The sequence below is a fragment of the uncultured Negativicoccus sp. genome (assembly GCF_902480485.1).
Lineage (GTDB): Bacteria > Bacillota > Negativicutes > Veillonellales > Negativicoccaceae > Negativicoccus > Negativicoccus succinicivorans.
This window is the reverse complement of the sequence record NZ_CABSTC010000001.1, coordinates 12015-32018: the sequence shown is the minus strand read 5'-3', so window position 1 is coordinate 32018 and position 20004 is coordinate 12015. Positions and strand designations below refer to the sequence as shown.

15 protein-coding genes and 1 tRNA gene are annotated in these 20004 nt (G+C 49.3%); 1 reads left to right on the top strand and 15 read right to left on the bottom strand.

All coding sequences use genetic code 11. From position 1 onward, the window contains the following. Positions 1-11: 11 nt before the first annotated feature. From RDN69_RS00145 to RDN69_RS00130, 4 genes are read right to left on the bottom strand one after another with little or no spacing between them, the layout of a single operon-like run. Entirely contained in the window at positions 12-1430 is a 1419-nt protein-coding gene (locus RDN69_RS00145; RefSeq protein ID WP_024048816.1) for a VanW family protein, read from the bottom strand. Further along, positions 1427-2386, bottom strand: coding sequence for a DNA polymerase III subunit delta (gene holA, locus RDN69_RS00140; RefSeq protein ID WP_288218071.1), 960 nt, complete (start codon positions 2384-2386; stop codon positions 1427-1429). Before holA ends, RDN69_RS00145 begins: the two co-directional genes overlap by 4 nt. Further along, positions 2349-4577, bottom strand: a complete 2229-nt coding sequence (locus RDN69_RS00135) for a ComEC/Rec2 family competence protein (RefSeq protein ID WP_024048814.1) — start codon at positions 4575-4577, stop codon at positions 2349-2351. Before RDN69_RS00135 ends, holA begins: the two co-directional genes overlap by 38 nt. 20 nt (positions 4578-4597) lie before the next feature. Further along, positions 4598-5149, bottom strand: a complete 552-nt coding sequence (locus RDN69_RS00130) for a ComEA family DNA-binding protein (protein ID WP_036467280.1) — start codon at positions 5147-5149, stop codon at positions 4598-4600. Positions 5150-5224: 75 nt separating this feature from the next. Here RDN69_RS00130 and RDN69_RS00125 point away from each other — a divergent pair, with 75 nt between their 5' ends. Next, positions 5225-6463 (top strand): aminopeptidase, encoded by a 1239-nt coding sequence (locus RDN69_RS00125; protein ID WP_273259774.1) that lies wholly within the window; start codon positions 5225-5227, stop codon positions 6461-6463. Here the strand turns inward: RDN69_RS00125 and RDN69_RS00120 are convergent. From RDN69_RS00120 to pheT, 11 genes are all read right to left on the bottom strand, one after another. Next, the gene (locus RDN69_RS00120; RefSeq protein WP_024048810.1) at positions 6444-7346 is read right to left on the bottom strand and encodes a DMT family transporter; all 903 of its coding nucleotides are present in this window, start codon (positions 7344-7346) and stop codon (positions 6444-6446) included. The genes RDN69_RS00125 and RDN69_RS00120 overlap by 20 nt on opposite strands. Before the next feature lie 74 nt (positions 7347-7420). Continuing rightward, a tRNA-Val gene (locus tag RDN69_RS00115) sits at positions 7421-7497 on the bottom strand. Positions 7498-7581: 84 nt separating this feature from the next. Beyond that, entirely contained in the window at positions 7582-8808 is a 1227-nt protein-coding gene (locus RDN69_RS00110; protein WP_036467309.1) for a methionine gamma-lyase family protein, read from the bottom strand. A gap of 20 nt (positions 8809-8828) precedes the next feature. Continuing rightward, the gene (hfq, locus tag RDN69_RS00105; protein ID WP_024048808.1) at positions 8829-9038 is read right to left on the bottom strand and encodes an RNA chaperone Hfq; all 210 of its coding nucleotides are present in this window, start codon (positions 9036-9038) and stop codon (positions 8829-8831) included. Between the two features lies 1 nt (position 9039). Then, on the bottom strand, positions 9040-9969 hold the full coding sequence (gene miaA, locus RDN69_RS00100; protein WP_273259777.1) for a tRNA (adenosine(37)-N6)-dimethylallyltransferase MiaA: 930 nt from the start codon (positions 9967-9969) through the stop codon (positions 9040-9042). Continuing rightward, positions 9966-10751: a class I SAM-dependent methyltransferase gene (locus RDN69_RS00095; RefSeq protein ID WP_273259779.1), complete on the bottom strand. Its 786-nt coding sequence runs from the start codon at positions 10749-10751 to the stop codon at positions 9966-9968. Before RDN69_RS00095 ends, miaA begins: the two co-directional genes overlap by 4 nt. Next, entirely contained in the window at positions 10751-12667 is a 1917-nt protein-coding gene (gene mutL / locus RDN69_RS00090; RefSeq protein WP_024048805.1) for a DNA mismatch repair endonuclease MutL, read from the bottom strand. Before mutL ends, RDN69_RS00095 begins: the two co-directional genes overlap by 1 nt. Before the next feature lies 1 nt (position 12668). Then, positions 12669-15242, bottom strand: a complete 2574-nt coding sequence (mutS, locus tag RDN69_RS00085) for a DNA mismatch repair protein MutS (protein ID WP_024048804.1) — start codon at positions 15240-15242, stop codon at positions 12669-12671. Position 15243: 1 nt separating this feature from the next. Then, a complete protein-coding gene (gene miaB / locus RDN69_RS00080; protein ID WP_374042367.1) occupies positions 15244-16536 on the bottom strand; it encodes a tRNA (N6-isopentenyl adenosine(37)-C2)-methylthiotransferase MiaB in 1293 nt (430 codons plus the stop codon). A gap of 68 nt (positions 16537-16604) precedes the next feature. Then, the gene (locus tag RDN69_RS00075) at positions 16605-17441 is read right to left on the bottom strand and encodes a hypothetical protein (RefSeq protein WP_273259784.1); all 837 of its coding nucleotides are present in this window, start codon (positions 17439-17441) and stop codon (positions 16605-16607) included. Between the two features lie 141 nt (positions 17442-17582). Next, positions 17583-20003 (bottom strand): phenylalanine--tRNA ligase subunit beta, encoded by a 2421-nt coding sequence (gene pheT / locus RDN69_RS00070; protein ID WP_288218070.1) that lies wholly within the window; start codon positions 20001-20003, stop codon positions 17583-17585. Position 20004 lies beyond the last annotated feature (1 nt).

Genomic DNA, 20004 nt, shown 5'->3' with positions numbered 1-20004 from the left:
TCGGTACCCCCTTACGTCTGAATTCTATTTTTCGCTTCGGATGCTTCACGACCTTTTCCCGGTTTATGTTCCATCGTAGCTTTCGCCAGTGACGCCACGCGTTTTTGCGCCTCCTGCGGCGACAACTTTGTGATCGTCGTAACCGGATCATATACGGAATAAAATGTATCCGTAAGTGCCCGTCCGTCACTCCAGCTGACACGACGATGCACTACAACAGAGTAGCCGTCATGACCTTCCTCTTCTATAACATCCTCTTTCTGATCATTTACCACAATTTCTTTTTTCTCATGCGGTAAAACTTTTGCCGGTTCGGTTGTGATCGCGACTCCCGAAGGACGATCATCACTATTTCCCAAAATTTTTACATTAATCGCACCGCCGCCGGCCGTCGCCATAACATACACCGGTGACTTCGCTGAGTTGACCCATATAAAATCAATAGAATTATCCGCTACGGTCGCGTCCCGCCCGATTTCTGTGTAACCGACCGGTGCAAAATGTGGCGTGCGCTGTACCACGTCAAGACCTGCCAAAAGAACCGCATTAAACATGGTCGTGCTGACTTGGCAAATGCCGCCTCCGGCATCGGGAACCAATTCGCCATTAATAAAAACAGGCGCCGATAAATAACCGGCCTCATATGTGCGTAAGCCGGTCGTATCATTGAACGAGAAGGTTTCGCCCGGCGCCAACAAAGCACCGGAAATAGCAGCGCTTCCTTTATAAATGTTGGCGCTGCGGTTTTCATCACCGCCGTAATAAGTGGTGTATTCGCCTAAAATCGCGTTGATCGACGCCAACTGCGCCTTGCGCAGCGTCGGCAAATCCACTTGGCTCGGTTGCAATATTAAAGGAGAAAAATCCTGCGCATTTATTTTTTTCTCAGCCGCTTTGGCGACTTGCACATAATCCAATATCAGGCGCGGTTTTTCCGTTTCAATTACAACGTCGCCAGCTTCATTAAAAGATACCGAGGCGTTGCGTGGCGGCGCTGCCAGTTCGTCCACTTTAGCCCGCAGAATTTCATTTAAATGTGCCACATCATAAGCGACCGTGCAATTCATTTGAACCGGTTTCAGGTAGCTTTGCCACTGCTCCCACCATTGCCGAAACCATGAACCGGTACGACCGTAGCTGCTGACAGCAGCCGCTGTTTTCTCTGCATTTATGGCAAGTTTCAGGTCGCGCATCGGAATCGACCAAGTGTAGGTTTGATAGGTCAAATTCAGCGCCGCATTTTCATATTTGTTGTTTTGCTCTGCCAAATAGCGTTGCAGTCCTTCCGCTTGCCAACCGGACACATCCCGATCCTGCAGCTTGACTCCGCGAACGACACCGCTTGTCCCGTTGACAAATAAAGGAAAAAACATCAAGACAAGCATAATTCCTGCCACGACACCGGCGACAATCATGGTATTCTTCTTCATAAAGCTCCTCGCAAATATTCACTGAACAGTTCGCTCCACGAAACTTCATAACCGTTACGTTGCCGCCATTGCGCGCGATACAGTGTCAGCAACAACCCTGCGCACTGCGCATAGTTCAGCTTCTGCGCTGCGGCGTAAATGTTTTTCCATCGCCATTGATTTTTAACTTGCAATTTTCGTGCCATATCTCTCGTCGCAACACCGGCATGTTCCAATTCATAAATCCCCAAGCAAAGACGCAATTGCGAAGCCAGAAAGCCGGTATTTTTCAAGGTCTCTGCCATATCATTGAATAAATGCGGAACGGCTTCCAGAACGGCTCGCTTGCGTTGATCCACCAAATCATCCCAAAATCGAAACACTTGCCGTTGCAGGTACGACGGTAGCGACTCCTGCACCACTTCGAGCGGGATCTCTTTTTGATCCGTCATCAGTTGCCACTTTTGTGCTTCTGTAGTAATAAAAACGGACGATGTGTTATCCCAGCTTTCTGCCACCGCTTGCAAGTACTGTTGCGCAGCACGGCTTAACGTCCGACCTTGAACGCGCAAGACACTGTTAAAAGCGGCACCTACTTTCCAGCCGGGAATAAATTCCGACACCGATACTTGCGCCAGCGGCAAAAATTTTTTTACCAAGCTTAATCGACGGTCCGGTTTACCTTCCAAAATAAAAAAAACACGCGTTTCCACCGGTACATTTTCCAATGCCTGCAGAAATTCCTTCGCCGGAATAGATTCATCCTTTTGTGTCAAAAACAAAGGATTAACAAATTCAAACCGACGCACTTCGGTAAAGAGCGACGGTTGATTGATTTGCTGCACGATTTCCGCGGTCGTACTGTGTTCTTTACCCTGTTCTACGATTTCTGCAGTACCGTTTCCGGCTTGTTGCTTGCGGGCATAAACAGCCGGTATATCAGTACCGTGAAAAAGGTAAATTCGGTCCTTCTGCATGCGTTTTTATCTCCGTTTCGATGTGCCATGTATGACCATGTAATGATGCGACTATCATTCCTGTCTCTTCATTATTATACACAGATATACCTTTCGCGCGAAACTCCTCGCTCCCGTTCGCCATGCCTTCACTACCGCCAAAGCCTCCATTCGGTATCGTAATCGCCAGTTGCGGCTGCCGTTGTGCCAGTATCGTTCTCGCACTTTGCGCATTAACGATCGCGAGTAAATTCGTCATAATCGGCAGAGGCAAAGATTTTTTGTTTTGTAATTGTACCAGCGCTGATCCGTCCGACATGACCAGCCCTACTCCGTTTTGATTGGCAAGCACGCCGGGATATTGAATAAAAGTATCCGCCGTTGACACGACGTACTGATTTTTACCGTCGGAAATTTCCTGTGCCCGCAGATAACGATGCGCCGGAAACGGTTCTGCCGTATTTTCACGCGGTGTCACATAAATACAATCATCCACAGTAAAAATACCGTAAAAATTTAAAGCACGAGTCAGCGCCCGGGGATAATCTCGCCGCGCGTAACGACTTTCCTTGATATATAAAATCCGTCGTCCCCCGGTTTCCATACAAATGGCTCCCATTTGCCCGACGTCCGGCACGAAAATGCGCGTTTGGCCGCTTTGCGTGATCCGATAGATTCCCATCCCGAGACAAATAACGAAGAATGCCAATAAAGCATATTTCCCCCAGGTGCGTTTGGATTTAAAATACATAACGATCGCCGCCAAGCCGACGAAATAGAGAACCGTTTCCCCGATACTTAGCGCGCGAAATCGTAATTGCGCCAGCGGTAAATCAGCCACGATTTGAATCAGTGCAACCGAGATAACCAGACCATAGTGAACGAGTTGCAAGATTCCCAACGCCGGTAGCGTCCAAACAAAATGCAAGATGACCGCCGCCAACTCCGCCGCAATAATGATTTCCAACAACGGCGCGACGATGATATTTGTCAGTACTGCATAAAGCGGCAGGGCTTGAAAATAATATAACAACAACGGCAACAAAAAAATATTTGCGGCAACGGTAACTGCGATCCCTTGCGCCAAGCGCAGCGGCATGTGCAAATACGTGCGACACAGTCGCGAGCAAGGAACATAGCAGGTTACCAACCCCAGCGTGGCACCAAATGACAGTTGAAAACTGACATCATATAAAAGAAACGGCTGATACAGCAGCATCAGTGCGCTAACCAAACCAAGCCAATGGCTGGCATCCACGTCCCGCCGCAGCAGTATTCCCCCAAACGCCGCCGCGCCCATCCAAAACGAACGCACCACGGGAGGTTGCCAGCCGGTAATAAATGCATAGGTAAAAACCAATAAAAAAGCGGCACCATATGTGAGTGGGTCCGGTATGCGAAGACACCTGCCGAGCCACCAAATGAGGCCGAATAAAAGCGCAATATGAGAACCGGAAACAGATAAAATATGAATAATACCGGAATTGGCAAACGCATTAATCAGTTCGGAAGAAAGGCCGTCATAACCGCCCCACAGCAAAGCGAACGCCAATGCCGCTTCCGACTTCGGCAACGCCTGTGCAAAAAAGGTTCGCGTTGCCTCGCGCAGGTGTTGTGCCATAGACAAAAAGTAATAACCTTTAGCCATACCGACAGCATTCGCTTGCGATTTGAGCGGAACGTATAAATTGCCCAGCATTTGTTCTGTGCGGTGACGATAATAAAGTGTTTTTTGTCCGGGGTTTTGATAATAGTGAAACGGTTTTAATTCGGCCTTAACTTGCAACACCGTGCCAACAGGATACGGCTCATACTGCGTGCTGTCCAAATAAAGATACGCGTTCCCTTTTACATTCCTTGTTAGACCATCCGGATAGGAAAATGTTTTTAACGCCACCGGATACCGATATGTCACTTTATCCTCGTCGGTGAAAACCTGTGCTTCCCTTTCCACAGTGACATGGTATGTGCCGGTTTCGTTATACACAAAAAAAGCAAGATCCGCTGATTGCTTTTCTTGCCAATAAACGTCCGCGCCGCCTGCAAGCAAACCACTGAATAAAATTAAGAGCAGCCACTTGCGCCCCATTTTTTCCGGCGTCAAAAAGAAAAATCCGGTAAGAGCACCGACTGCAATCAATAAAATCCCGTAGACAAGTAACGGATACGTGGTATTTAAAACGATCCCCAGCGCGACTGCCGACGCAAACAACAACGCTCCATAATGCCAGATCAAATGGTGATATGACGACGCAGCTCTTTGAATTTTCCTTCACCGATTCCTTTGACTTCTTCCAAGTCCGTCAATTGACGAAACAGACCATGCTCCCGACGATAGTCTAAAATTTTTTGCGCCGTGGCCTCACCCACTCCCGGAAGTGCAGTCAACTCTGCCAAATTCGCCGTGTTAATATTCACATACGTGATGCCGAGTTGCCCTTCCGGAGGATTAAAATTAAACGGCACGCTGATTTGCTCACCGTCACGTAATTTCGCCGCCAAATTGACTGCTTCCGCATCGGCGTACGGTAGCAGATTTCCTGCCGCCTGCACCGCATCTTTGACTCGACTTCCGATCGGCAATTGGTACACGCCCGGCTGTTCGACTGCCCCTGCTACGTAAACCAACATATTTTCTTCGATGGGCGCCGCCACTGAAGCGGCCGCCATCGGCATAGGCTCCGATTGGGAATTGTCTGCTAAGAAATAGTATAATATTCCTAAAAATGAAAGCGCTAAGGCACTCGCCAACAGTGCGTGAATGACGGACCGAGAAAAATGCACCGATAATCCTTCTTTCTCTTGTTTTATACGTTTTGAATATATTTTATACCCAGTGACACAAAGGAGCAATGAATTATGGATCAAAAACTTGCGAAATCGTATGCGGATGTTCTTTTACAATATGGTGTGAACTTGCAACCCGAGCAACTGTTACTTATTAACGCACCGGTGGAAGCACATGAATTTGTCACCGTTTTGGTGAATGCCGCTTACGCCCATGGCGCCGGCGATGTGCAGGTTGATTGGCAATCCGGTACCGTTTTCGCCCAGCGTTTGCAATACGCGCAGGAAGATTCGCTGCTGTATACCCGTCCTTCGCAGATCACCAAAGCACAAGAATATTTGGCGGAAAATCGAGCTATCATCTCTTTGGTAAGTTGTGATTCGCCACTTTTCAAAGAGGTACCCACGACGCGAATTAACGCGTTTCAGCAGGCCAAAAACAAAGTATTTCAGTTTTACTCACAAGCCACTATGAACTCGCAAGTGCAGTGGCTGGTAGCGGCCGTTGCAACCCCCACCTGGGCAGCCCTTTTATTTCCGGACGAAACGCCGGTAACGGCTTTAGAAAAGTTATGGGACTCCATTTTTTATGTTTCCCGTATTCAAAACGAAGATGCGTTGGCAGCGTGGCAAAATCATTTGGATACATTGCACAGACGTCGTCGATTATTAGATGCGTTACGACTGGACACATTGCACTACATGAGCAAAAACGGCACGGATTTCGTGATCGGCCTGCCGGACACGCACATATGGCAAGGCGGTAATGAAAAAAGCGGCCGCGCGGTCCCGTTCGCTGCTAACATTCCCACGGAAGAAATTTTTACTGCCCCTGATTTTCGGCGCATGACAGGTCACGTCACCGGCACTCGCCCGTTAGTCGTTTACAACCAAACGGTCGAAGGATTGGAGCTTGATTTCGTCGACGGTAAAGTAGTGCAAGTAGAAGCTTCGAAAGGTAAGGAGGCCATCGAACAATTGCTTGCATCGGATGAAGGAGCACGCTTTTTAGGCGAGGTCGCACTCGTACCAAAAGATTCACCCATTGCGCAAATTCCCTATTCGTTCTATGAAACGTTAATTGACGAAAACGCCTCCTGCCATTTGGCGCTCGGCGCCGCGTATCCTACTTGCATCACCGACGGCAAAACAAAAACCGACGACGAATTGACCGCCGCCGGCTTAAACCGCTCGATGATTCATGTGGATTTTATGATCGGAAGTTCTGACCTTACCATTGTCGGACGCACCAAAGACGGTCGTGAAGTAGAAATCTTTCATGACGGCAATTTCAGTCCTGACTTTGCGTAGGTTCTCGCGGCTCTTTACTGAAAGCAAGTAAAAGCACCGCACTCATGACGCAAATAATGCCGATGATTTCTCCCCAACCGAATGACATACCCAAAAAGAGTACCGAAAAAACGACTGCGCCAAAGGGCTCCAGACAGGTAAGCACACTGACTGTAGTCGGCGGTAATGTACGTAACGCATAGAGAAACAGAAAAAACGGAATCAGTGTTCCGCCCACCACGATGTATAAAAACATGGGTAAAACTTGCGGGCGAAAGAACATAGACCAATCGGTCACCGGCGTAATCCAATAACTGAATATGCTTCCGTACAACATTCCCAACCCCAATAAATATGGCGCGGGAAAACGCCGCAATAACGAAAGCGGAAAAAGGATGTAAAATGCGGCGGCAAAGGCGGATAAAATCCCCCAGAAAATGGCTATCGGAGAAACGAGAAGTTTGGTCACGTCCCCGCCCGTCACCAGCAGTACAACACCGATTACTGCTCCTGTGGTCGCCAACACATCGGTTAAATTCGGCCAAGACTTAGTGCGCCAAATCGCCCAGAAAAGCAGCAACACCGGTGCAGAATTTTGCAATACGGTTGCCACTACCGCGCTGCCGTGCTGAATCGCTTGAAAGTACGTATACTGCATACCGAAAATACCCAGCACTCCGAACAACGGCATTTTCAACAGATAAAATTTACGAGTGCGTGAAGCGAGTTTTCCGTGCTTGGAGCGCGTTACAAAAAAAATCAGCAAAAATAAAATCCCGCTAAATGCCATTCGAATCGTTGTTAAGGCCGGTGCCTGAATCGTCGTGGAGGCAAACAATTGTTGCGCTACTACGCCGCTGATTGCCCAAAAAAGCGCAGCGACTGCGACTGCCCACTTCGCCATATGGATCCTTTCCGCGCTACTTCGCATTGTAAAAATTTTAACGGCAAAAAAAAAGCACCCTGACGGTGTTAAAATGGTGGGGCTAACTGGATTCGAACCAGTGACCTCTACGATGTCAACGTAGCACTCTAACCAACTGAGCTATAGCCCCGCGTAACTTTATTTATTTTACCCGAGAGAAGATATCATTGTCAAGCAAAAGCAAAATCCCATCGTACGATGGGATTTTTGATTTCTATTGCTCAAGCACTTTAGCGGCTGCACCCATAATAGCCAAGCGTGAGTGTTCAAATACCAAACCGCCTTGCAAATATACCGTATACGGCGCACGCAACGGACCGTCGGCGGAAAGTTCAATGGATGACCCTTGCGTGAATGCGCCGCAGGCCATGATAATCGGATCGGCATACCCCGGTAACTCTCCCGGGACCGGACGCACATAGCCGTCGACCGGTGACCACGCCTGCAATCCTTCGCAAAATCCGCACAACGCTTTTTCTGTGCCTAATTCGATTGTTTGAATGAGATCACTGCGCTCCGTACCTAATTGCGGTTCGCTTTTGAAACCCAAACGATGAAATACGGCGGCAGCAAATTCGGCGGCGCGTAATGCTTGTCCGACTACATGCGGCGCCATAAAAAGGCCTTCAAAAAAGAGTCGATACCCCGGCGTATACGAACCCATCTCATCGCCCAGACCCGGTGCCGTCAATTGATGCGCCGTTGCTTCGACCAGATCCGCGCGCCCGACGACATAACTCCCTGTCGGAGCGATCCCGCCACCGGCATTTTTGATCAGCGAACCGGCTGCAATATCGGCGCCGACTTCGATCGGCTCTTGTGTGGCAGTAAACTCTCCGTAGCAATTGTCGACAAAACAAATCGTCTGCGGATTTTTCGCTTTGATGACACGAATGATTTCTGCTATTTCGGTAATTGTCAATGCTTTTCGTTCCGCATAACCGCGCGAACGTTGGATCAATACCAGACGTGTTTTGGGTCCTACCGCATTCGCCAGCGCAGTAAGATCGCACCGACCGTCCTTCGTCGCTACTTCATGATATGCTACGCCACGCTCCCGCAGATTTCCCGGCGCATTACCGGTAAGCCCAATAACCGTTTGCATCGTGTCATAAGGCGTTCCCATCGCGCAGACCATTTCATCGCCATGGTTAAGCAATGCCAACAAGACTGTCGCTAAGGCATGCGTTCCTGAAACAAAGTGCGGACGGACCAGCGCTTTTTCCGCACGAAAAACATGCGCAAATACCTTTTCCAAGGTTTCCCTGCCGACATCGTCATAACCATAACCTGTCGTTCCTTGAAAATGGAATGCGGATAATTGGCATTCACGAAATGCTGTTAAGATTTTCTCGGTATTTTTTACCGCGACTTCATCATAGCGCGCAAACGCTTCCCGACATGTGAGTAAAGCCTGTGTTTCGATTTCCTTAAGCGTAATGGCAGATGATTGTGAATCGTTCACTCTTTTTCCCCTTCTTGAATCGTAGAAATGGCATGCTTGTAAATCAGCTGTTCTTTTTCCTGACTTTTAAGTAATACTGTGAAATTATCATAATCCTTGACAATTCCCTGCAGTTTAACCCCATTCAAAAGATAAATATTGACTGCGGCCTTCGCTTTTTTTAAGGCCTCAAGAAAAGCATCCTGTAAATTTATTTTATTTGTCATTTCACGTCTCCCAGTTGTTTTTAATGATTTGTTGCATGGCATCAGCGAGCGCTTGCGCGTTCGGGTATGCGCACGGATCTATGTACGTTATGTATGGCATTCGGCGCAACCATGTCATTTGGCGTTTGGCAAAACGGCGCGTATGAAGCTGTATCAAAGCAAGCGTTTCTTCACGTGTCTGCGCCCCCGCAAAGTATGCCGGCCATTCACGGTACCCTATCCCTTTCCCCGCTTGGCTTATACTGCCTTCATGCTTTTGCCAAAGCCAACGCGCCTCGTTTTCCAAACCTTCGGCAAACATTTTTTCAACACGGGCATTAATACGCTCATACAATGTTTCCCGCGGCGGCGCCAGTGCGAATACCGGTCCGGTATACAATGGCTCATCGCTTTTCTTCGTCGCTTCGTAACTGCCTCCCGCCGCAAGTACGGAAAGGGCGCGAATCAATCGTTGCGGATCGCCTACCGTCCGTGTCGCAAAATATTCCGGAGAACGTTGCCGCATTTCCTCGCGTAATCGTTCCAACCCTTGCGTGCGATACATTTCAGTGTAGCGCTGCGTCCATTCCCGAACCGGTCCGATGTCAGGGAATGTATAGCCTTCAAGCAATGCTTGTACATACAGACCGGTACCGCCGACCAAAAAGGGGGTTTTCCCCCGCGCGGCAATATCGGCAATCAGTATCCGGGCACGCTCACAAAATTCGGCCACCGTATAGTTATCAGTGACCTCTTTAATGTCCAGCAGATGATGTGCGACACGTTCCTGTTCTGCGGGTTTTGCTTTTGCTGTACCGATGTCCAGACCACGGTACACTTGGAACGCATCCGCCGAAATAATTTCCCCATTGAACATTTCGGCAAGATGCAACGACACTTCTGTTTTACCCGCCCCCGTCGGTCCCATAATAACTACCAGGCGTTGTTTCATAAGTCCCATACCCCGTAAACCACTCGACTATACGTACCGCCTCGTAAAAACGTCGGCGGATGCATTTTAAACCAGCTCGCGAACGGTCTGTTTTTAACAATAATACGCTTTTTAGCAACTCGCTTTGCGTCTTCCCAGAGTATTTCATCCAGCCTTGATTGCGCGGCAAATATGCGCAAATCAACCAAGTTATTGGTTTGGCTCACCGTATGATGAAACATGAAGTCAAAATAAATGACATCAAAGTGATTATCCGGTTGTTTCTTAAGATAGTCGCTCACGTCAACATGGAGTAAATGAATCCGCCGCACCGCTGCCGTCAATGTCGGTGCTTCGCGAACTTTCATGGAGCGCAAACCTTCTCTGCCCACTGCATACACCGGAAATGACTTTTCAAGCGCAATGATTTCCACGTTCACAGGCAAGGTATACGCGGCCATAATCGCGTCGCTGCCGCGACCGAATGTGGCATCCAAAAAGCGTTCAGGAGAAGTTTCGTGCAGAAGATCGGCAAAATGATCTTGACGCTTACGGTCCCAATTCAGCGCGCGTAATTTCGCCATTTGCAAATGAAATTCCAGCCGCGTCTTGCCATCCGTTGCGACTAGCCCCCGCTGCAATTGCACGAGCCAATGGGAAATCTGTGTCCTCTCCGTTAAACGACGCAATGATGCATGGCCGCGCTCCACGTAAGGAAGTTGCCACTCGGACGCCAACTCCTGTGCCTGCAGGCGTTGCTCGTTAGTCGGCTTATAGCCGGTCGTAATCCCCCATATCATCATCAGGAGCGCCGAAACAGTTTTGCCAAATCGGCGGCGGTAAATCGAACCATAACCGGTCGGCCATGCGGGCAAACAAACGGACGTTTTGTCGCGAGCAAATCGCGAATTAATTCCCGCATCTGACGAATATTCAATGCATGCCCCGCTTTGATCGCTCCGCGGCAGGAAGCATATGCCAATACGCGATGGCGTAACTGTTCGGCTGTCGGCGGCGTATCCGCCTGCAGCGCCAAACTGATTTCACTCAGCATGCGTTCCTGTTCGGTGCCGACGGCATCGGCAGGCGCCGCTACTAAACGCAGCAATTGCGGTCCGGCCTGCTCAAATTGAAATCCCAGTGCGTGCAACTGCTCTTCATGAGCCAATAATGCTTGAACATCTTCGGCATCGAGTTGCAAAAGTTCCGGCACCAGCAAGGTTTGCGCAGGAATCCCTTCGGTCGCCTGTGCCAAACGATCGTAACGTACTCTTTCATGCGCCGCATGCTGGTCAATGATGTAGAGCTCTTCGCCTTTTTGGCAAACGATAAAACAGTTCGCGATCTGACCCAATGGGACAAGTGTAGCCTCTGCATCTTCCTGCGGTGTAAATAAAATGCGTTCTTCTTCGTCGGAAGTATCCTCTTGCTGTACCTTCGCCATGTATTCGCTGAACGTATTTTCTTCCGCGACGCTCCAACGCGGCGGTGCGTAAGACGTTGCCGTCTGTGTTGAAGCGGCTGGCGCGCTTGATGAGCTCGGTTTCGTAATGGCATTCGGCGGACGTACCGTCGACTCCAACACCCCTTGCTGGAGCTCAAAATCCGTTTTCTTATCCGCTAGCGTAAATTCATTTTGTTTCTGCGCGGATTCGCCTTGCAATGCAGCGGTATGGCGTTGCATACCAAGCGGTGCCTGTGTCACTTCCGTCGCCACGGTGGCCGCATCATCAACACTCGTCAACGCATTTAAAACCGCATGATATACCGCACGAAATACCGCCTGCTCATCGCTGAATTTAACTTCCCGCTTTTGCGGATGAATATTTACGTCGACATCCGCGGGAGAAATCATTACGCGAATCACGGCCGGCGGGTAGCCGCGTTTCGGCAACAATGAATGGTACGCATTGTCGAGTGCCCGACTCAAAGCGGGGCTTTCCACGATCCGACCATTGACAATCCACGTTTGCCATTGGCGACTGCTCTTCAGTACAGCCGGTTTAGCGATATAACCGGTCACGCTGTCGGTCTCGGTTTGATACTCCACCGGCAACATGGCATTCGCAAGATCCGTTCCGAATAAAGATGCAAATGTATCCAGCATATCTCCGTTGCCGGGCGTATCAATTACGGTACGACCGTTATTGATTAAACGAAGCGCGATTTGCGGATGCGCTAATGCCAATTTACCGACCAATGTATTAATTCGGCTGCTTTCCGTACGTTCCGTTTTCAAAAACTTTTGCCGCGCGGGCGTATTGTAAAATAAATCTCGCACTTCAAGTGTCGTGCCTACCGGCGCTCCGATTGTCTGCGAAGAAATTAATTCGCCGCCTTCGATGCGAATTTCCTGTCCAGTTTCTGCTTCTTGCGTACGCGTGACCAACGTCACCTTGGCAACAGACGCAATGCTTGCCAAGGCTTCACCGCGAAATCCCATCGAACTGATCGCGAAGATATCGGCCGCTTTTTGAATTTTACTCGTCGCGTGACGTACAAATGCAAGGGCTGCATCTTCCGCCGTCATACCGTTGCCGTCATCCGTCACACGCAGGTAGCGCGCTCCGCCCTCCGCAATTTCGATTTCAATATGTGTAGCATTCGCATCCAAGGCGTTTTCAATCAATTCTTTGGCTACCGAAGCCGGTCGCTCAACGACTTCCCCGGCGGCAATTTGATTGACGGTAACGGCATCGAGAATATGTATTTGCGCCATATTACAATCCCTTTCTCGCTTTGGCTTCCTTATTTAATCTGAATAACGTTTCCATTGCTTCCATCGGTGTCATGCTGAAAACATCTAAACCGGCCAATTCATCCCAAATGCCGTCGGCAAAAATGTCCATCGCCGGAACACGCTCCGCTTCTGCAGGTGCAGCGGGAGTTGTGGTTTCGAGTTCCGCCAGCAGCGTCTGTGCCCTTTGCAACACACTCGTCGGTAAGCCCGCCAGTTTGGCGACATGAATACCGTAACTTTTATCGGCTTTCCCGGGGATAATGCGTCGTAGAAACTGCACGTCGCCGCGACGCTCCTTGACGGAAACCGTAAAGTTTTGAATGTGCGGATAAACATCCGCAACTTCCGTTAACTCATGATAGTGCGTTGCGAATAACGTAAACGCGCCGATTTTCTCCGCAATAAATTCAACGGTCGCGCGCGCGATGCTTAAGCCGTCATAGGTGCTCGTGCCGCGACCGACTTCATCGAGCAAAATGAGGGAGTTGGCGTCCGCCGTCTGTAAAATATCGGCGACTTCATTCATCTCCACCATAAATGTACTTTGACCGCTGGCAATATCATCCGTCGCACCGATGCGCGTAAAAATGCGGCTGACCGGACAAATATCGGCAGTGCGCGCCGGGATAAACGAACCGATCTGCGCCATCAACAACAGCAATGCGACTTGTCGCATATACGTCGATTTACCGGCCATATTAGGCCCGGTAATCAGCATGGTTTCACAGTCCTCATGACGTAAAACGGTGTCATTCGGAACGAATGTATCCTTTTGTGCGGCGGCCAACATCGGATGCATGCCGTCGCGGATTTCAATTCGATTCTGACGATTTAATGCCGGCTGTACCCAACGATATTTATGCGCGGCCACGGCAAGTGCCAGCAGCGTATCAATGACGGCAAGAGTACGCGCCGTTTTCTGCAGATCCGCAAGCGCCGGTCGCAGATCCGCGAGCACCTGCGAAAATAGCTGTGCTTCCAGCTTGTCCATTTCCGCTTGTGCCGACAGTACTTTGACTTCAAACTCCTTCAGTTCCGGCGTGATATAGCGTTCGGCGTTCGCCAGCGTTTGCTTACGTACAAAATACTCCGGTACCCGTTCTGCTTGGGAACGAGGCACTTCAAAATAGTAACCGAACACATTGTTGAAACCGATTTTTAACTTAAGTTCCGATTTAGCTTTTTCCGCCGCTTCCAAATTGGCGATCCAACTGCGACTGTCATGGACCAGCGAACGTAATTCGTCCAGCCGCGGCGAAAAACCGTCTTTAATATAATCACCGTTACGTTGCAAACCAGCGTCAGGCGCGATCGCCTCCGTCAGCAGTGTATACACATCCCTGTGCGTCGCCACATCGCGGTTCAAAATTTGCAACATAGGTGCATTGAATTCTTGCAAAAGCTCCTTTAACGACACCAGTTCTGCTAACGAATCCCGTACCGCCAGAAGATCTTTCGGCGTCGCCGTTCCGATCTCCACCTTAGTGACGATCCGCTCAAAATCATAAATACGTCCCAGTATATTTCCTAATGTATCCGCTTGGCGCGCATTTTTAAGAAAATCCGCCACCGCTTCCTGCCGCGCCAAAATTTCCGTATCCGAGAGTAGCGGGGCTTCCAACCAACGCTGTAAAAGGCGCGCCCCCATGGCCGTTTGCGTCTGCTTTAAAAGCGCATAGAGGGTACCGCGGATACTTCCGTCCTGCATATTCTGTAAGATTTCTAAATGACGTAACGTCCGATGATCAAGCGTCATTTGCGCTTCTTCACGCAACGGCAATAGCAATGTAACCTGTTTCGCCGATTGCTGCAACGTTTTTGCCAAATAATAAAACAACTGCGCCAATGCTTCACGAACCGCTAACTCCGTCGGTAATTCCGCAGACGCCAAACCGCCGAAATCGGTTGCCCCGGTCAGCTTCGGTAGCGGCATTTCCAGTTCTTCCGCGGTCAAAATCAACATTGCCCCAAGACGCGACTTAGCATAATTTTCGATACTTAATTTACATTCGTCCGACGCTTCGATAATCAGTTCCGCCGGCGCATAAATACTCAATGCGTCGAACAGTTCATGCTTTTCTTTATCCGTAAATAATCCCCAACGGCATTCTCCGGTCGAAACTTCAGCAAGCACCAACACGATTTGCGCTTCTTTTTGATACAAGTACGCCAAATAATTGCGGGTACCGTTCGCCAATGAACTGTCTAAAAGAACTGTCCCCGGCGTGATAACTTTGGTGACGCCGCGTTCGACAAGGCCCTTGGTTTCACTCGGATCCTGCAGCTGATCACAGATGGCTACGCGATAACCTTTTTGCACCAGACGATAAATATAGCTCTCCGCCGAATGAAACGGTACACCGCACATCGGTGCGCGTTCTTTATTCCCTGCCGCCCGTCCCGTTAAGGTTAATTCCAGCTCACGGGAAGCCAGCAAGGCATCATCAAAGAACATTTCATAAAAATCGCCCAAGCGGAAAAACAGAATTTCATCCGGATGCTCTTTTTTGATTGCTTGATACTGCGCCATCATCGGCGTCAGTTTGGCCGCCATGTCAGTTCCTTTCTGCCAATTCGCCACGCAAAAGCCATGTCTGCGCGTGGTCTACTTTCACTTGTGTTGTCTCACCGATCATAGTCGTTGCGCGCGGTGCAAAAATAATCATTTTGTTACCGCTCGTACGACCGAACCACATCTTCGGATTATTTTTAGTCGGCCCTTCCACGATTACTTCATATGTTTTACCGACCATCGTTTCGTTGCGCTCTAAGCTGATCTCGTTTTGGATACTCATGAGTTCCTGTAAGCGCCGTTTCATGACATCTTTTGGAACCTGTCCCGCCATTTTGGCGGCGGGTGTTCCTGAACGCGGCGAGTATAGAAAGGTGTACGCCAAATCATAACGAATCTTTTTCAGCAGCTCCAGCGTTTCCCGATGCATTTCTTCCGTCTCGCCGGGAAAACCTACGATCAGATCGGTCGTCAGTACCACATCGGGCATTACTTTGCGGATATAATCCACCAATTTACAATAATGCTCTACCGTATAACCGCGGTTCATCCCTTTCAATACAGCATCCGAACCGGATTGTACCGGTAAATGCATTTGGGTGACCACATGCCGACTCTGCGCAATCGTATCGATCATCTCCCTCGTCATATCACGAGGATGCGATGTCATATACCGGACGCGTTCAATGCCATCGATTTTATCCACTTCGCGAAGCAAATCCGAAAAATCCGTACCGTCTTTAAAATCAAGACCATAGGCATTCACATTTTGTCCCAAGAGCGTGATTTCTTTATAGCCTGCAGCGGCAAGTTCCCGTACTTCTTTGACAACGGACTCGATCGGTCGACTCCATTCGCGACCGCGTACATACGGCACGATGCAATAAGTGCAAAACTTGTTGCACCCCTGCATGATCGGCACCCAGGCAAAAACATTGCTTTTACGAACCGCATGCAGATCCGTAAAGTCTGTAATATCGGCACCGCGCATTTGCGTTTTGAGCGTGTGCGAGGCGACCGCTTTACCGCTTTGCAGTAACTCTTTTAAATGATGAATATTGTACGGACCGAAAACAAAATCAATATGCGGAGCACGCTCAAATAACGCTTCCTTATTTTTCTGCGCCATACAGCCGGTAATGCCGATGACAAGATTCGGATTCTTGTCTTTAAGATGTTTCAGTTCGCCAATTTTCCCGTAAACCTTATTTTCTGCGCTTTCTCGCACGCAGCAGGTATTGATGACAATAACGTCTGCCTCCTGCATGTTGTCTGTAGGTTGGTATTGCAATTCTTCCAGTTGTCCCGACAAGCGTTCTGAATCACTTTCGTTCATTTGACAACCGTAAGTAATAATATGGTACGTTCCTTTCAATGTGTTCTCCTTCTCAAAACATGGGATGTTTACCGACGCTGCACATTAACCATATCGCGAATCGATATTTTCAACATCTGCACCGACATTCCCGTCGTATACTCAATTTCATGACGAATGGCCTTCTGCAAACGCTGAATCAATCGTTTCGGATCATGATTAAAGGCCATGACCAGCGAAAACTCCAATCCTAGACCGTTTGTATTTTCCTGCATTTTCGTAATTTTAACATCATGCGCCGAAATGGCACCGCGCGTCACTTCTACCGCCCGGTTCAACAAAGCGATGATTACCGCGTCACTGAATACGAGTTTGCCGTAATAACTGAAAATCGGTCGAACCACCGATTTTTCATCCGGACCCTGGGCTTTTTTGTTTTTATCACGCCGAAAAAAAGACTTCAACGGATCGATTAAGTACCCGCGAAAATGAGGGCGCAATTCCATTGTGGGCAAGGGAATAATATGTTTTCCCTCTTTTAAACGGGATTCGTTGGCGCGCGCAATTTCCTCACGGGTCGCCACCTGTTCAATATGAATGTAACGGCTCGGCTTGGGCAGACCAAGCGCCAGTGTTATTTTATCCACCATGCGTTCCGACGTTCCTAAAATCAGAAGCTTCTTCGGATTGATCTTTGCCAACGCTTTTTGCACCGAAGCGACCTGCACGGGATCTTGAAAAATAGCCCGACGAACCGCCTTCAAACGACTCTCTTCTTTTTTAGCGGAAAATCCGGCGGCCAATCGATTTTGATAAATTAAAATACCGTCATCAATGATGCATTCAATACCGCTTTCATGTGCGACCACTGATGCCCGATAGCTTTTCCCTGTGCCGCTCGGACCCACAAATGCGATTACTTTCATCTCGCACCATTCCTTTTTGGATTGATATTTTATTATACCATATACCCATTTAACTCTTTATGTATGGCCGATATGGATTAAGTACCTGTTGGAAACTGTGCCGACAATAAAAAAGCCTGCCGAATTCGGCAGGCTTTTTTATTAACGTAAGCTACAATTAAATGCTTTTAACCGTTGGACAATCCGTTGAATTCGTTCATCCACCTCATGATCCTGCAAGGTGCGATCCGGCGCGCGGAAATGCAACGCATAGGCCATACTGACGAATCCGCTCGGCACCTGATCACCGCTGTAACGATCAAACAGTTCGACCGATTCCAGAATCGCGCCGCCCTGTCTTTGCATGACATCAACCAATGTCGAGTGCGTGACACCTTCCGGAACTAAAATGGCCAGATCCCGATCCAGCGTCGGATACTTCGGCAAGCTTTGGTATTCCGGTGTTGTCGCAATGTACGGCAGCAATGCTTCGATATCCACTGTGAATATATACATTGTCGGTTTCAAGCCGTACCCTTTTTGGGCAGCGGGATGCAATTCACCGCAAGACAGCAAAACTTTTCCGTCACGCAGCGCGGCGGCCGCCTTACCCGGATGGTAAATAGCGTCTTCCGCTACCTCCCAACGGTAATCGGTAACTCCCAGTCGGGAAAGAACCGTTTCCATCAAACCTTTGACATCATAAAAATCGTAGGCATGCTGTGCCTCCGGCCAACGTGCAACCCCTGTGCTGCCGCAAAGAATACCCGTGACAAACGGTTTTTCTTGCGGTAATTCGGCAAGCGGTAAGTCTTTCGGCAAATACACGGATGCCGCTTCAAACAGCGCCAAGTTTTCATTTTTCACGGCAAGATTGCGCTTGACCGCTTGCAACAGGCTCGGTACAAGTGTAGTCCGCATTTGCGGAAAATCATCGGTAATCGGATTTAATACGGAAACCGCCTGATAGCGGCTGTCCGATTCTGCCAACCCCAATGCTTTCAAATCTTGCGGTGCCATGAAACTGAAGGTAACCGTCTCGGAAAGACCGGCTTGCACCAGGATGTCACGAATGGTTTCGATCGCTGCGTGCTCATCACTTTGACGACCACTGGTTTGGCGACCGAGCGGTAATGTATTCGGAATTTTATCATAGCCGTAAAGGCGCGCCACTTCTTCAACAATATCAGCCAGTTCCGCTACGTCACCGCGCCAGCTCGGAACGGTTAAGAGCAGTGCTTCACCCTGTTCGGTGATGTCAAAATAAAGGCGTTTCAAGATATCGATAATTTCAGCACGTTCCAACGTAATCCCGATCGCCCGGTTAATTTCCTCTACCGTAACGGTGAGTGTGCGCGTCGGTTGCGGTTCGGGATACACATCAAGATACCCCGGAGCCACTTCGCAGGCGCCCATTTCCTGCAGCAGCTGCGCGGCTCGATCTAAAGCAAGTGTCGTAATATCGGGATCAATACCGCGTTCAAAACGTCCCGACGCTTCCGAACGCAGGCCGTGTTTACGCGCGGTGCGACGAATGGTCGCACCATTGAATGTGGCGGCCTCCAACAATACGGTCGTCGTTTGGTCGGTCACTTCCGTGCGCTGTCCGCCCATAATGCCCGCAAGTCCGACCGCACCGTCTCGGTCGGCAATGACCAGCTGATCCTCTGCTAAGGTTCGTTCTTTATCGTCCAAGGTCACTAATGATTCGCCTTGCAATGCACGGCGGCAAATTAATTCGTGTCCCGCAAGCGTATCATAGTCGTACGCATGCAATGGTTGTCCCTGCTCTAACATGACGAAGTTCGTCACATCGACAACATTATTGATGCTGCGAATATTCGCACTGCGCAGTGCATCCTGCAACCATTCCGGCGAGGGCGCAATTTTCACATTGCGCAAAAGTCGCGTGGAAAAGCGTTCGCAAAGATCGGTGGCGGCAAGCGTCACTTTTGCGTCTTCCGTAATCGCCGTACCGGACTCGTTCACTTGAATGCTCGGCAGGCTCAATTGACTGTTGAACAACGCCGCAAATTCACGAGCCAGTCCCACCATGCTGAAACAGTCCGCTCGATTCGGTGTAAGTTCAAACTCGAAAATCACATCATCGAGACCTAAAAACTCATGGATATCATGACCCACCGGAACATCATTCGGCAAAATAAAGATACCGTCAGCGCGTGCGCCGGATAACAGGCTCAAATCGAAGCCCAATTCATTTGCCGAACACATCATGCCGAACGAAGGTACACCTCGTAATTTCGATGTTTTAATGTGAATACCACCCGGTAAATATGAGTTCGGTTGCGCTACCGGTACAATTTGACCCGGACGCACGTTCTTTGCTCCGGTGCAAATCTGTAACGTTTCCGTTCCTACATCCACTTGGCAGACAACGAGTTTGTCGGCATTGGGATGCGGATCGACCGAAAGAATTTTACCCGTAACGACATTTTTAATATCTTTGCCGGGAACATGTACTTTTTCCACCGGAATGCCTGCCATAGTCAGTGTTTCGGCGAGTTCTTCCGGATCTCCCTCAATCGTGACATAGTGGCGCAGCCAGGTTAACGATGCCAGCATA

What these genes read in the sequence shown, in the direction of transcription:
- RDN69_RS00145 (WP_024048816.1), bottom strand. Translation starts at nt 1,430, where the DNA reads ATGAAGAAGAATACCATGATTGTCGCCGGTGTCGTGGCAGGAATTATG.
- holA (WP_288218071.1), bottom strand. Translation starts at nt 2,386, where the DNA reads ATGCAGAAGGACCGAATTTACCTTTTTCACGGTACTGATATACCGGCT.
- RDN69_RS00125 (WP_273259774.1), top strand. Translation starts at nt 5,225, where the DNA reads ATGGATCAAAAACTTGCGAAATCGTATGCGGATGTTCTTTTACAATAT.
- RDN69_RS00120 (WP_024048810.1), bottom strand. Translation starts at nt 7,346, where the DNA reads ATGGCGAAGTGGGCAGTCGCAGTCGCTGCGCTTTTTTGGGCAATCAGC.
- hfq (WP_024048808.1), bottom strand. Translation starts at nt 9,038, where the DNA reads ATGACAAATAAAATAAATTTACAGGATGCTTTTCTTGAGGCCTTAAAA.
- miaA (WP_273259777.1), bottom strand. Translation starts at nt 9,969, where the DNA reads ATGAAACAACGCCTGGTAGTTATTATGGGACCGACGGGGGCGGGTAAA.
- RDN69_RS00095 (WP_273259779.1), bottom strand. Translation starts at nt 10,751, where the DNA reads ATGATGATATGGGGGATTACGACCGGCTATAAGCCGACTAACGAGCAA.
- mutL (WP_024048805.1), bottom strand. Translation starts at nt 12,667, where the DNA reads ATGGCGCAAATACATATTCTCGATGCCGTTACCGTCAATCAAATTGCC.
- mutS (WP_024048804.1), bottom strand. Translation starts at nt 15,242, where the DNA reads ATGGCGGCCAAACTGACGCCGATGATGGCGCAGTATCAAGCAATCAAA.
- miaB (WP_374042367.1), bottom strand. Translation starts at nt 16,536, where the DNA reads ATGAACGAAAGTGATTCAGAACGCTTGTCGGGACAACTGGAAGAATTG.
- RDN69_RS00075 (WP_273259784.1), bottom strand. Translation starts at nt 17,441, where the DNA reads ATGAAAGTAATCGCATTTGTGGGTCCGAGCGGCACAGGGAAAAGCTAT.
- pheT (WP_288218070.1), bottom strand. Translation starts at nt 20,003, where the DNA reads ATGCTGGCATCGTTAACCTGGCTGCGCCACTATGTCACGATTGAGGGA.